The sequence below is a fragment of the Stygiolobus sp. CP859M genome (assembly GCF_037389975.1).
GTDB lineage: Archaea > Thermoproteota > Thermoprotei_A > Sulfolobales > Sulfolobaceae > Stygiolobus.
On record NZ_JBBHKS010000024.1, the window covers coordinates 206,803 to 219,801 of the forward strand.

The 12,999-nt window shown below is 36.2% G+C and carries 21 protein-coding genes and 1 pseudogene; 19 read left to right on the top strand and 3 right to left on the bottom strand.

The window, feature by feature from the left end:
- From WIW72_RS12615 to WIW72_RS12705, 19 genes are all read left to right on the top strand, one after another.
- Entirely contained in the window at window positions 1–732 is a 732-nt protein-coding gene (locus WIW72_RS12615) for a 30S ribosomal protein S4e (RefSeq protein ID WP_337700703.1), read from the top strand.
- A complete protein-coding gene (locus WIW72_RS12620) occupies window positions 729–1,262 on the top strand; it encodes a 50S ribosomal protein L5 (RefSeq protein ID WP_337700701.1) in 534 nt (177 codons plus the stop codon). Before WIW72_RS12615 ends, WIW72_RS12620 begins: the two co-directional genes overlap by 4 nt.
- Before the next feature lie 5 nt (window positions 1,263–1,267).
- Complete coding sequence (locus WIW72_RS12625; RefSeq protein ID WP_337700699.1) at window positions 1,268–1,432, top strand: 30S ribosomal protein S14; 165 nt, start codon at window positions 1,268–1,270, stop codon at window positions 1,430–1,432.
- A gap of 5 nt (window positions 1,433–1,437) precedes the next feature.
- Entirely contained in the window at window positions 1,438–1,839 is a 402-nt protein-coding gene (locus WIW72_RS12630; protein ID WP_337700697.1) for a 30S ribosomal protein S8, read from the top strand.
- A 13-nt stretch (window positions 1,840–1,852) separates the two neighbouring features.
- Complete coding sequence (locus WIW72_RS12635) at window positions 1,853–2,407, top strand: 50S ribosomal protein L6 (RefSeq protein WP_337700695.1); 555 nt, start codon at window positions 1,853–1,855, stop codon at window positions 2,405–2,407.
- Window positions 2,397–2,789, top strand: a complete 393-nt coding sequence (locus WIW72_RS12640; protein ID WP_337700693.1) for a 50S ribosomal protein L32e — start codon at window positions 2,397–2,399, stop codon at window positions 2,787–2,789. Before WIW72_RS12635 ends, WIW72_RS12640 begins: the two co-directional genes overlap by 11 nt.
- A gap of 5 nt (window positions 2,790–2,794) precedes the next feature.
- Window positions 2,795–3,250, top strand: a complete 456-nt coding sequence (locus WIW72_RS12645; RefSeq protein WP_337700691.1) for a 50S ribosomal protein L19e — start codon at window positions 2,795–2,797, stop codon at window positions 3,248–3,250.
- Entirely contained in the window at window positions 3,251–3,841 is a 591-nt protein-coding gene (locus WIW72_RS12650) for a 50S ribosomal protein L18 (protein WP_337700688.1), read from the top strand.
- Window positions 3,841–4,485: a 30S ribosomal protein S5 gene (locus WIW72_RS12655; RefSeq protein WP_337700686.1), complete on the top strand. Its 645-nt coding sequence runs from the start codon at window positions 3,841–3,843 to the stop codon at window positions 4,483–4,485. Before WIW72_RS12650 ends, WIW72_RS12655 begins: the two co-directional genes overlap by 1 nt.
- A complete protein-coding gene (locus tag WIW72_RS12660) occupies window positions 4,482–4,955 on the top strand; it encodes a 50S ribosomal protein L30 (protein WP_337700684.1) in 474 nt (157 codons plus the stop codon). Before WIW72_RS12655 ends, WIW72_RS12660 begins: the two co-directional genes overlap by 4 nt.
- A 1-nt stretch (window position 4,956) precedes the next feature.
- On the top strand, window positions 4,957–5,391 hold the full coding sequence (locus tag WIW72_RS12665; protein ID WP_337700683.1) for an uL15 family ribosomal protein: 435 nt from the start codon (window positions 4,957–4,959) through the stop codon (window positions 5,389–5,391).
- Window positions 5,392–5,407: 16 nt separating this feature from the next.
- Window positions 5,408–6,799 carry a preprotein translocase subunit SecY gene (secY, locus tag WIW72_RS12670; RefSeq protein ID WP_337700681.1) on the top strand — a complete coding sequence of 464 codons (1,392 nt, stop codon included), beginning with the start codon at window positions 5,408–5,410 and terminating at the stop codon, window positions 6,797–6,799.
- A 3-nt stretch (window positions 6,800–6,802) separates the two neighbouring features.
- On the top strand, window positions 6,803–7,387 hold the full coding sequence (locus tag WIW72_RS12675; protein WP_156005171.1) for an adenylate kinase: 585 nt from the start codon (window positions 6,803–6,805) through the stop codon (window positions 7,385–7,387).
- A 98-nt stretch (window positions 7,388–7,485) separates the two neighbouring features.
- Window positions 7,486–7,833: a hypothetical protein gene (locus WIW72_RS12680; protein ID WP_337721491.1), complete on the top strand. Its 348-nt coding sequence runs from the start codon at window positions 7,486–7,488 to the stop codon at window positions 7,831–7,833.
- 23 nt (window positions 7,834–7,856) lie between these two features.
- Window positions 7,857–8,117, top strand: a complete 261-nt coding sequence (locus WIW72_RS12685) for a 50S ribosomal protein L34e (protein ID WP_337700678.1) — start codon at window positions 7,857–7,859, stop codon at window positions 8,115–8,117.
- On the top strand, window positions 8,117–8,665 hold the full coding sequence (cmk, locus tag WIW72_RS12690) for a (d)CMP kinase (RefSeq protein ID WP_337700676.1): 549 nt from the start codon (window positions 8,117–8,119) through the stop codon (window positions 8,663–8,665). Before WIW72_RS12685 ends, cmk begins: the two co-directional genes overlap by 1 nt.
- Window positions 8,666–8,691: 26 nt before the next feature.
- A complete protein-coding gene (gene cedA1, locus WIW72_RS12695; RefSeq protein ID WP_337700674.1) occupies window positions 8,692–8,925 on the top strand; it encodes a DNA import protein CedA1 in 234 nt (77 codons plus the stop codon).
- Between the two features lie 3 nt (window positions 8,926–8,928).
- On the top strand, window positions 8,929–9,705 hold the full coding sequence (gene cedA, locus WIW72_RS12700; RefSeq protein ID WP_337700672.1) for a DNA import protein CedA: 777 nt from the start codon (window positions 8,929–8,931) through the stop codon (window positions 9,703–9,705).
- Between the two features lie 288 nt (window positions 9,706–9,993).
- The gene (locus WIW72_RS12705; RefSeq protein WP_337700670.1) at window positions 9,994–10,422 is read left to right on the top strand and encodes an archease; all 429 of its coding nucleotides are present in this window, start codon (window positions 9,994–9,996) and stop codon (window positions 10,420–10,422) included.
- Here the strand turns inward: WIW72_RS12705 and WIW72_RS12710 are convergent.
- From WIW72_RS12710 to WIW72_RS12720, 3 genes and pseudogenes are all read right to left on the bottom strand, one after another.
- Entirely contained in the window at window positions 10,399–10,923 is a 525-nt protein-coding gene (locus WIW72_RS12710) for an archemetzincin (RefSeq protein ID WP_337700668.1), read from the bottom strand. The genes WIW72_RS12705 and WIW72_RS12710 overlap by 24 nt on opposite strands.
- 60 nt (window positions 10,924–10,983) lie before the next feature.
- Window positions 10,984–12,174 (bottom strand): annotated as a pseudogene (locus WIW72_RS12715) (glycosyltransferase).
- Window positions 12,171–12,830, bottom strand: coding sequence for a DUF5752 family protein (locus WIW72_RS12720; RefSeq protein ID WP_337700666.1), 660 nt, complete (start codon window positions 12,828–12,830; stop codon window positions 12,171–12,173). The pseudogene WIW72_RS12715 and the gene WIW72_RS12720 overlap by 4 nt, the downstream one beginning before the upstream one ends.
- Window positions 12,831–12,999 lie beyond the last annotated feature (169 nt).

The window sequence follows — 12,999 nt, forward strand, 5'->3', positions numbered from 1 at the left end:
ATGACACACATTACACGATTTGAAGCTCCTTGGTTCTTAAAGGCACCTAAAAAAGAGTATAAATGGATAATAAGGACTTCAGCTGGTCCCCATAAACTGTCCGAAAGCATACCTTTAGCTCTTCTGTTAAAATACTATCTAAAAATAGCTGAGACTACGAGGGAGGCAAAAAGGGTAATTTTTGATGGTAAAGTACTTGTAGACGGTAGAGTTAGAAGGGATTATAAATATCCAGTAGGTTTAATGGATGTAGTTGAGATACTATCGGCTGATATAAGAGTGAGGCTTATTCCGAATAATTTAAGATTCTTAGATATAGTAAATATTAGTAAAGAAGATGCTAGATATAAATTTGTTAGAATTTTGAATAAGACCACTCAAAAGGGTGGAGACATTCAGCTAAACCTTGAAGATGGTAGGAATGTGTTGATACCTAAAGACAAATTGAAAGACTATAATTTATCTACTTTAGATACATTAAAAATAGAAATACCTTCGCAAAACATCATTAAGAGTTATTCGATAAAAGAAGGAAACTATGCCATAATAACGGGAGGTAAAAACGTCGGTATCGTAGGTAAAATAAAGAGTATACAATGGGCTAAATATAAAAGAAGAGTATATAGTATAGTGACTCTCGAATCCAGTAATGCAACCTACCAGACTAATCTTATAAATGTGATGGCCTTAGGAGAAAACGAGTTAGATCCAAACGTAGGGGTGAAGTTATGACTGAGCAGGCAGTTCAAAAAAACTTTATGAGAAGGATTATTCTTGATAAAGTTACAGTAAATATAGGCTTAGGGGAATCAGGGGAAAGATTACAGAAAGCTTATCAATTACTTCAAGATTTAACTGGAGCTAAGCCTGTATATACTAAAGCTAGAAAATCAATAAGAGAATTTGGTGTAAGAAAGGGAGCACCAATAGGAGTTAAGGTGACCCTGAGGGGAGAAAAGGCTGTAGAATTTCTTAAGAAAGCATTAGCTGCTGTTAACTACAGAATTAAGGCATCGAGTTTTGACGATTATGGGAATGTAGGTTTTGGAATTGCTGAGCACGTTTTAATACCAGGTACTAGGTATGATCCTGAGGTTGGTATATTTGGTATGGATGTCATCATAACTTTGATAAGACCTGGCTATAGGGTGATGAGGAGGAGAAGAAAGTATACAAGGATACCTAAGAGACATAGAGTAACTAAAGAAGAGGCAATGGAATTCCTTAAGCAAAACTTTAATGTGACAATAATAGAAGGGTGATGGATATGGGTAAGTATAGACCTCCAGCTGAGAGAAAGCATGGTAGAGGAGTTCAAGTTTGCCAAAGATGTGGTAGTAGGGACTCTGTAATTCAGAAATACGAAATGTACTTGTGCAGACAATGTTTTAGGGAAGTCGCATATAATATGGGGTTTAAGAAAACGAGGTGACAGTTATGCCTTCCTTAAATCCTCTCGCAAATGCGTTAACTACACTTTATAATAATGAAGTAAGGAGGAAGAAGCAGGCAATAATCATGCCTGCATCAAAGCTAATAATAAATGTGCTCAGAGTGCTCCAAAAGGAGGGCTATATTGGTGAGTTCGAATATATTGATGATGGTAGAGCAGGTAAGATAACAGTGCAATTACTGGGTAGAATAAATAAATGTGGTCCTATTACACCTAGATACCCCCTCACTTATAAAGACTTGTTAACTCTCCCCGACTATGTTAGAAAATACTTACCATCTAAAGAGATAGGAATACTAATAATATCAACTCCGAAAGGAGTGATGGCTCATAAGGAAGCTTTGAAAGAAAGGATAGGTGGAGTTGCACTTGGGTATGTATATTGAGTAGGGTGGTAGGATGAAGGCAGTGTATTTATATGAGGAGATCCAGATTCCTGAAAAAGTGGCAGCAAGGTTAGAAGGCACTACTTTGGTAATAAAAGGTCCTAAAGGAGAGATCAAAAAAGATTTCGGTTATGCAAAAGGGATTCTAATGAGGCAAGAGGGTAATAAGATAATTTTAGAGACTACATTTGCGGATAGGAGAAAGAAGTCTTTATTCTACTCGATTAAAGCGCATATGGAAAATATGATAACGGGTGTTACCAAGGGCTATAGGTACTACCTTAAGATAATATATACTCACTTTCCAATGACGGTAAAGGTAGTTGGAGACGAGGTTCAAATAACGAATTTAATAGGTGAGAAAAACGTAAGAAGGGCTAAAATTCTACCTGGTGTTAAAGTAGCTGTAAAAGGAGAGGACATTGAAGTAGAAGGTATTGACGTTTATAATGTCTCCCAGACTGCTGCTAACATTGAAAGGGCTGCAAAGATAACAGGTTACGATAGAAGAGTATTCTCAGATGGCATTTTCATGTATAAGAAAGAGGTGATTGGCAATGAGAAGTAAAGAAATTTATAAAATTAAGGAAAAAATAGAAAAAATAAGAAGCTCAAAGCCAGATTTCTATAGATATGATTGGGATAAGTATTATAGGATAGGGAGGCAAGAGACATGGAGGAGACCAAAGGGAATAGACAACGCAATGAGATTAGAGTTAAAGGGATATTCTCCAAAAGTAAAAATTGGATATGGTAGTCCTAAGGATATCAGAGGTCTACATCCCTCAGGGCTTATTCCCGTATTAGTTAGTTCCGTTACCGACTTAGAAAAAATAAAGGACAAGAAGGATAAGGTCATCGTTATTTTAAGTAGCAAGTTAGGGTTAAAGAAAAGGTTAGAGTTATTAAAGAGGGCCGACGAATTAGGTATTCGTGTGTCTAATAGGTGATAACTATGCCAGAATTGGCTTTACAGAGGAGGTTAGCTGCTCAAATAAAGAAAGTTGGAGAGAACAATGTCAAATTTAACCCAGAGTACCTTGATGAGATCGCGGAAGCTTTAACAAGAAAGGATGTGAAAAAGCTAATAAAAGATGGTAAGATAATCATAGAAGAACGTAATGGTATTAGTAACGGTAGACTCAAGGAGAGAAAAGAAAAAAAGAGGAAAAGAGGGGAAAGACGTAAGGAAGGTAGTAGAAAAGGTAAAGCCGGTGCTAGGAGAGGTAAGAAAGAGCAATGGATTTCCAAAATAAGAAAGATAAGAAAATACCTCAAATGGTTGAGGGATAATAATGTAATCGATAAAAAGGCCTATAGGCTAGCTTATAAGAGAGCAAAGGGGAATGCGTTTAAGAGCTTGAATGATGTTAAAACGTTCCTAAATCAGTTAGGTTATAAGGTGGAGTAGATGGCTCACGGTTCAAATTATAAGGTTAAGTATAGAAGAAGGAGAGAAGGTAAAACCAATTATTATAAGAGATATATATACGTCATCAGTAACACAATAAGGTTTGTACCTAGAATAACTAACGAGTATGTAATAATTAATGTTGCTAAATTCGATCCTAAGGGGGACGTAATGTTAGCTGTAGCTCACTCAATAGAACTAGTGAAGAAATACGGATGGAAGGGAGATACTAACAATACACCTGCAGCTTATCTTACGGGCTATTTAGCAGGGTTAAGGGCTCTTAAAGCTGGAGTCAAGAATGCGGTTGCTGATATAGGCTTATTTGTGCCGACGAAAGGAGGAAGAATCTTCGCAACAATAAAAGGTGCGATAGATGCAGGTTTACAAATTCCGGTAGGAGATATAGGAGATATTGAAAAAAGAGTAAAAGGCGTGCATATATCCGAATATGCTAAGAAATTACAAGCTGAGAATCCAGAGTTTTATAACAAATTATTCTCAAGATATTTGGCTAGAGGCTTAGATCCTCAAAATCTTCCTCAACATTTTGAGGAAGTCCTCAAGAAGATAAAGGAGGTGGGTTCATAATGGCAGAAGAAGTTCCAGTTTTAAACCCAGAGGAGTGGAAACCTAGGACTAAGATAGGGCAGATGGTTAAAGAAGGGAAGATAACTTCAATGAAAGAGTTATTCGAAAAGAATTATCCCATTGTGGAGCCAGAAATAGTAGACATTTTATTACCCAAATTAAAGTATGAAGTTTTGGACATAAAGATAGTACAAAAGCAAACTGATGCCGGAGAAATATCGAAGTACAAGGTACTTATAGTAATGGGTAATATGGATGGTTACGTAAGCTATGGCACAGGGAAGGCTAAGCAACTGAGAGTCGCAATCCAAAAGGCGGTAAGAAATGCAAAACTTAATATTATCCCAGTAAGGAGAGGATGTGGTAGTTGGGAATGTACGTGTGGTGAATCTCATAGCCTTCCCTTCAAAGTTTATGGTAAAGCAGGTAGTGTGGAAGTGTTCCTGTTACCTGCACCGAAAGGAACAGGCTTGGTTGTAGGACCTGCTCTGAAGACATTGTTAACTTATGCAGGAATAAGGGACGCTTGGTCGCGTACTAGGGGTTCAACGTTTACAACGGAGAACTTTATTAAAGCTGGTTATAATGCTTTATACAATACTTACAAGTTTGTAACTCCGACTGATTGGGGGAGAAAGAAATGACTGAGCTTATTGGTATCATAAGAATAAGAGGATGGGCTGCAACACCGTGGTACATTCAAGACACTCTAGAGATGTTAAGGCTAATACGAAGGTTTAGCGCAATGATCTATCCGAAGAGCTCGGCATTGGAGGGGATGTTGAAATTGACAGCTCCCTATATAACTTGGGGAGAGCTAAATGATGAAGGTTTAAACTTATTGCTAACAAGGCTGAAGACTATTGACGGGAACAAGGTAAATGAGGAGTTTGTGACTAAGGTTATGAAGCTAAGTGGATACACAGAGTTTGTCAAGAAGGTAAAAGAGGGCGAACTGAAATTAAATAAGCTGGATAATTATTTTAAGCTTCCAATCACTTTGCATCCTCCTAAAGGAGGATTTAAGGGAAAGGTTAATAGACCTTATGGTTCAAATGGAGAGTTTGGGTATAGAGGAGAAAAAATTAATGAATTGATTAAGAGGATGGTGTAAGATGGTAGTAAGAAAAGAAAAGAAAAGTAGGAAGTATAGGGGATACAGAACACATGGATGGGGAACAAAAGGACAGCATAGGGATAGAGGTGCGGAAGGTGGAAGAACTATAGGAATGCATAAGGAGAAATGGTCTTGGTTAGTTAAGTACGGAGAAGGCTGGTATGGTAAACATGGATTTAGGAATCCTACATCTAAAGTTATTAATTCAATTAACTTAAGAAAACTTCAGACTTTAATAGACAATGGGACAATTAGACCCACAGAGGAAAATGGTAAGCAAGTAATAGATTTAGAGAAATATGGATATGAGAAGTTACTTGCTGGTGGTAGTTTAACTTCTAAGGTTGTAATAAAAGTTAAACACGCTACGGAAAAAGCTGTCGAAAAGGTCAAACAATTAGGAGGAGAAATTATATTAACCTCAAAGGAGTAAGGCTTTTTAGATTGCAATGGGTTTTGTTGACTTCTTAGAAAAATTAGGGGAATACTTACCAGCAGTTACTAAACCTGAGCAAAAGCCTTCTTTGAGCCAAAAGTTAATGTGGTCATTTATTGCTCTTATAGTATATCTAGTAATGTCATCAATCCCCTTGTATGGTGTCTCATCTACAAATTCTTTTTTAAGTAACTTTTTAGCTGAACAAATAATATTTGCATCTTCTCAAGGCACTTTAGCCCAATTGGGAATAGGTCCTATAATTACGTCAGGACTTATAATGCAAATTCTTGTTGGTTCTAAACTTATAGAGATGGATTTAGCAAATGAGGAAGACCAGATTAAGTTTACTGAAGCTGAAAAGGGATTAGCTTTCATATTCATTATCGTAGAGTCAGCTCTTTTCGGATATGTATTTACAAAAGCTACTAATAGCATACTCTTGGCAACAATAGTGACTACCCAATTAATAGTAGCAACATACATAATTTTGCTCTTAGATGAAATGATTCAGAAAGGTTGGGGTTTAGGATCAGGGATAAGCTTGTTCATTCTTGCTGGTGTAACAAAAATAATGTTCTGGGATATGTTTGGAATAGCTAATGTTCAAAACCAAGATTTACCAGTTGGATTTTTCCCAACTTTAGTATCGTATATTGTATCTGGAAAGAATTTGCTTAACTTAATTGTAAACACTAACACAACAACACCATTTCAGCCGGATCTAGTAGGGTTAATATCAACTATTGCATTAATTTTGCTAATAATTTATTTAACTAATATTAATGTACAAATTCCCGTTACTAGTCCTAGACTTAGGGGTATAAGAAGTACCATTCCTTTAAACTTCTTGTATGTTAGTAGCATTCCAGTTATATTTGTAAGCGTTCTGGGAGCTGATTTTGAATTATTTGCCTCAATAGCCTCTGGGGTATCTTCTGCTGCTGGAACAATACTAGGAGATATAGCTAATGCTTTCTTCTTCCCTCCTTCAAATATACCTCACAGCGTATACGCTTTAGTTCTAGATCCGGTAGGTGCAGTAATATATGCTGCTGTATTTATAGTCCTATCGATAGTTTTCGGAATACTATGGATAGATGTTGCCGGGTTGGATCCAGCCACACAAGCTCAACAGATGGTCGAAGCTGGAGTAGAAATACCGGGTATGAGGAATAATCCGAAAGTTATTGAATCTATCTTAGCTAAATATATTTACCCGTTAGGGTTCTACAGCTCACTCATTGTGGGTGTAATAGCTGTGTTAGCAACATTTCTAGGCGTATATGGAACTGGGGTAGGATTGTTATTAGCTGTCACTATAGCGGTTCAATACTATAATTTATTAGCCTATGAGAGGACACTAGAGATGTACCCGTTATTAAAGAGAATTATTGGTGAGTGAGAGTTGAAAATAGGTATAGTAACTGGTATTCCGGGCGTAGGTAAAACCACCGTTCTACAAAAAGTCAAGGAAATTTTAGATAAAGAAGGTATAAATAACAAGATAATCAACTATGGTGACTTCATGTTAAAGACTGCAATAAGCCTTGGTTATGTAAACAATAGAGATGAGATGAGAAAACTTCCAGTAGAGAAGCAGAGGCAACTTCAAATTGATGCAGCTAAAGGCATTGCTAAAGAGGCAAAAGAAGGAGGAGATGGTATGCTATTCATCGACACTCACGCTGTCATTAAAACTCCTTCAGGTTATCTGCCTGGGCTACCGAAATACGTAATTGAAGAGATAAATCCCTATATTATATTCCTACTTGAAGCGGAACCTAGGTTAATACTTGAAAGACAGAAAAGGGACACCACGAGAAGCAGGACAGACTACAGCGATGAGAAAGTAATTATTGAGACCATAAACTTTGCTAGATACGCTGCTATGGCCTCAGCTGTGCTAGTGGGAGCTACTGTGAAGGTGGTTATTAACGCTGAAGGGGATCCGAGCATAGCAGCAAATGAAATAATAAGGTCGATGAAGTGAATTGCTAGATGTTTTATACAGTTTTAGAAATACTTTTAATATCTTTTTTATTTAATTTTATCCTCTATCTGTGGTATAGGTTCTATTTAAATCCAAAAATGACCAAAACAATATTGTTAATAAGAAAGTACGAAGATAGAATATCTTCTATCACCTCTAACAAAAGGAGAAACAAAGTAATGAGAGCCGTATCTTCTGAAGTCCAGACTTATACTAACAAGTTGAGAAATTATATGTTCATCCAATCATTAACAGTCATAACGGTCTATATGGTAGGTTTAGTAATAGTTCTAAACTATATATATCCTTCTTATGTTTATTTTCCATACTCTACCATACTCACTCCCCCAATCAGCGGTAAGCCCGAGATAAATAACTTGTTCGTTTATATTCTGTCATTCTTGCTGTTTACGCCCTTGTCGTTAAGGAGACCAAAGCTTTTATAAACTTAGGATAAATTCATTTAAATATGCCTTCTCCTCAGCAAAGGTCAAGATCGTTGAGAAGGGTTCAGGTTAGAACACCTTCAGGAAGAACGGTAACTCATTATGAAGATAAGAAAAATTCACAAGCCTTGTGTGCAATATGTAAAAAGCCTTTAAGAGGTGTAAAAACTAATAAGATTCATAAGTACAGTAAAACTGAAAAGAGGCCTGAGAGACCTTTTGGAGGCTATTTATGCCATGATTGTTTAGAAAGATTAATAAAATTAGCAGTAAGAGGGTTTTGATGTTAATAATAATAAGTGGCCCTCCAGGTAGTGGTAAGTCATCTGTAGCTAAGATTTTGGCTAGTTCTTTAAAGATAGAATATGTTTCAGCAGGAATGATTTTCAGAAAGATGGCAGAAGAGAAAAAGTTATCACTAATCGAACTGAATAAAATGGCTGAAAAAGATTTTAACATTGATAAAGCTGTAGATATGGAGTTATTTAACATAATAAGAACAAGCAAAAACTTAGTAGTTGAATCCCATATTGCAGGATGGCTATTTCATAACTACTCGGATTTAACCGTGTACTTAACAGCATCCCTACATACTAGGGCTCAGAGAGTAGCCAAAAGAGATAACATGACAGAAGCCGAAGCTCTGGATCAAATAATAAAAAGGGAAGAAAGTCATAGGGACCGTTTCTTACGATATTATGGTATAGACATGATGGATCTCTCTGTTTTTGATTTAGTAATAAATACAGAAAACATTACACCGCCATCTATAGTTAATGTAATAGTTGAGTATCTAAAAGGAAAACAAATTCAGTTATCTCCCTCACGTTAAAATAAAGTAATATTTTCGACTAAGAAATGACGTTAGAAGCTTTTATAACAAACTTAACTGGAACAGTAACCGAAATAGGCTGGAGTATCTTCATATTAGCGTGGGCTGTTGGGTGGGCCCTCAGGGGTTCGCCAATACCTATATTTAGGATAAAAAGAGGAGGACAAGATATTCTTGAAGATGCTATAATAGCCGCCTTCTTCTTAGCAATAGGGAGTACTGTGTTCTATCTAATATCATATGTGGCCTCGCAGGTGTGAGAAATGTACAATATATTTGACATACTTTATTATGCACAACTTCTTGCTACTTTAACCTATTTTTTAGGTTCCTTAATTTACGGCCTTCCTATTCCTATATATGGAGTGAAAAAATGGGCTCCCAGACTTATAACGGATGCTATCTACGTGATAGTATGGAATAGCATTTACTTAACAGTCCTTTCCTTCTTAACTCAATTACTAGACATGTTAGGGGTTAGTTGGTCTAATTATGAGATATGGTTAAACCAAGTATTGAATTTTGAGGAAGTGTTATATGCTGTTTTGAAGGTATTAATATCGACTCTAAATGTTACCGAGGCAGGTATGGTTTTGACAATCCCTTTAGGCCAACTTATGTCTATTCTACTTACAATTATCACTTACACTGAAAGTTTGATTTCAATATCGAATTTGATATATCAGTATGTAGGGGTTCTAATAGCTTTAGGAATACTGTTCTTAGCAATTCCATTCAGGATAGGACGGGGCGCAGGCGGTGCTATGATAGGAACTTCTATAGTATTTTACGTAGGTTTACCTTATTTACCCCAGTTCCTTGATAACTTAGGGCTTGACCCGTTAAACTATTCTGTATCTCCATCGAGCCAAAACGATATGTACTCATACTTTTACCAGCAGGTATTACCTCATTTAATTACTTCGCTGATTCTAGGTCCTTCAATTTATATATTTTTACTGCTGGCTTTTAGTGCGGGTTTATCTAATCTAATATCTGGATATGGTAGTAGATTACCTTTACCTATAGACTTATACTGAGGTGTAAGAAGTGAAATCATATGAGTTAGTTAGTATGTTATTAATCATAGATTCTATGATATTTTATATAAATGATCAAAAAAATTTTTGTATAACGTTCTTTGGAATACTGATATCACTTGCTATTTTATTTTCTCTGAGATTTATTTACCGCCGCTTTGTGAAGTAGTAGTTCCCTTTTTACCCTCTTTCTTGACCTCTTTATTCATAAAAATTGTAGTTCTTTGCCTACCTCCCATTTAATATCAGTTAAAGTTAAAGTTTTACTTCCTTTTAATTTCTTGGGTTATGTCAATCGGTAAAAAATACGAATTTTTTGATCACACTGCAGACATAGGGATTAAGGCTTATGGAAGGGATCTAAATGAGGCCTTTGAAAATGCTGCTCTAGCTGTGTTTGAAGTAATGACAGACACTTCTAAGGTAGAACCTAAGGAAAGTAGGGAAATAGAGATTGACGGAATGGATCTTGAAAATTTACTTTATAGATGGATAGAGAGTTTATTAGTTTATTATGATTCCGAACTACTTCTTTTTGGAAAATTTAAAGTAAAAATAGATCTCGAGAATTTAAGACTTAATGCAATAGCGTGGGGGGAGAAGTTTAACCCCGATAAACACGAAAGGAGAACAGTTGTAAAAGCCGTGACCTATCACGAAATGAGCATAGTAAAGACCAATAACGGTTATGAACTAACCTTTGTCGTTGATATTTAATAACAAAGCTGTACATTTAGGACAAAAAACATAACCTTTTTTGTCTATATCCTCAACTGAATTCACCTTATTCATAACACAGCTTGGAGTTGAACAATCATTTAGTCCTAACGTATGTCCTATTTCATGTACTATCTCTTTTTTAACTCTAGATACAAACTTATCTATACTCCCTTTTTCATCCTCGTATTTATAAGAAAAAACAATACCTATATTTTCTTTGTGCAGTCCTACAACGTATTTCTCGTTATTTATGTATGCATTTAAATGACCAATAGCTATGATTGAGTCATAAGGAAAATTAGAGAATCTTTCGGATAAATAATTTATAATTTTTTCAGCATCATACTGTAGTCTGTCCCAGTTAAACATAAACATGTTAAGGTGCAAGACTTCATTGAGATAATGAACTTCGAAACCTAATTTCCTCAAGTGACATATAACCTCTTTAAGTATTATATGATCAAATGTAGTAAGCTTTACCAGCAATACCCTATACATTATTACCTCTTCCTAAGTGATCTAAATAATAATAAGAAATTAATTAGTGCTAAAATCAAGTTAAGCCCCTAGAGTAAGAGTGGCTACCATTAAATAGTCCCTGAGCTCCCTAGTTATGAGGAAGTTTCTGCTTACATGTTCTCTTCCAGCCCTTCCCAACTTCTCTCTTATATCCTTTTGCCTTATTAGATATAGTGCGTAATGCGCTGCTTCCTCCGGAGTATTTACAAGATATCCGTTCACGCCATGAATTATTTGTAAGGGTATACCCCCGGTATTACCACCTATTACAGCCTTTTTCTTCCATAGTGCTTCGCTAACAGTCAGACCAAACCCTTCCTTAATGGACTTCTGCATGACTACAATTGATCCCCTTTGGAATGCATTAATCTCTAGATCGCTATTAGGAGGTAGCATTAGAAGCTTAATGTCTTTATCATCTCCAGCGGCTTGAACAGTCTCTCTATACACGATCTCCCCTTCAGGATCATCTGCTGCTGGACTACCTACATAAGCTAGCTGTACATCTGCATGCTTCTTAACTAATTTATAAGCCCTTATAACACCTAACGGGTCTTTTGCTCTATCAAATCTTGATACTTGAGTTATAATAGGGCGATCTGGATCTAAGTCGAACTTATGCAAGATTCTCTTTACTGTAATCTCTGGAATGTCTCTATTCTTTATACTCAAGGGATCTATAGATGGAGGAATTATAAACTGGGGATTCTTTAAGTCGTCCCTCGCAAATACGGCTGAAGATACTATTACTGAATCATATTTCTGTATATACCCACGTAGGAAGTTCCATACTGGTTGATACGGGTTTGATATATCAATATGGCATCTCCATATCCATTTGCCTTTCTTTCTGAAGGTTATTAGCCCGGCTGGTTGCGGGTCGTGAATAAACACTACATCGTAATCTAAATCAAGTTCGTTACCGTTTATTTCTGCCATTTTCTATAAATCTCAAATGTACCTTGTGATAGCTCTCCTAATCCGTTTTGTAAGGAGTTATGAAAGGACTTAGTGACTTTAAAAACTCAGGATCCCCTCTTATAATCTTCCAATCCGTGTTAATTCCTAACTCTTTCATCAAGGGAACTAGCTTACTTAGAATCTCCGCTACTCCTCCTCCAGCTGGAGTAGAATTAACGTGAAAGATTGATAAACCTTTTAGTTTTTCGGCTATTTTAAAAATATTATCCAATCATTTTCTCTTATAATCTCTGCGTATCTCTCTATCATTTTGACAACATCTCCTGCTCAAATATTTTTAGAAGATCTCCCCTTAACATCTCCTCATCAGTATAGGTCTGTGGGTCGAGTGAACTAAGCTTCTTTGATAGTTCAGTCAATCCATAATTATCTTCTATCCATTTTGAGAAATCATTCTTATCTTCGTACCCAATAATACGCCTAAATATAAAGTGATAGGCAATAGACCTAATACTTATTGAAGCGATTATGTCAATGAACTCGGCCAAGCTCTTTGCTACTCTCTCTGTATTATACACTACTGGTTTACAAGTTATGAAGTAAAATTGTTTATTAGCTGTTCTCGAGATCCTCGCCCCGGATAAAATTTTTATTAAATCTTCCCTTACGTTTTCAACAGTCCTTGGCTCTTTTCCTTCTATATCGGATACTTCTTGAGCTAAAAGTCTATCACCTAGTTCATCTCTTATCCATGTTGCAAAGTCGTTACTCATATCTTCTGGTACTACATGGCTCGAAAACAGAGGGTGAAATACGTGATAAAAGATTGAAAACCCGTCAACCTTCTTTATACCCTCTATTAGTTCGTCAATAGTTGTAGCCTTAAAGCCTGCATAAATCGGCGGATAGTAGGCTGCATAAAACTCAAACGGTTTATTGGCAGGTTTTTCAAGGATCTCATACATGTCAATCAGAATATATTTGTTTTAATTATACAAAAACATTATTCCAGCTTATTATACACAAGTAGGAAAAATCAGATTTTTATAAGGGACTAGGAGGGAAAATAGTGCCCATGAGAGAGAAATCAGCATTTCCAGCGTTAGCTCACGGATCACACGACCCTCTTTTCAT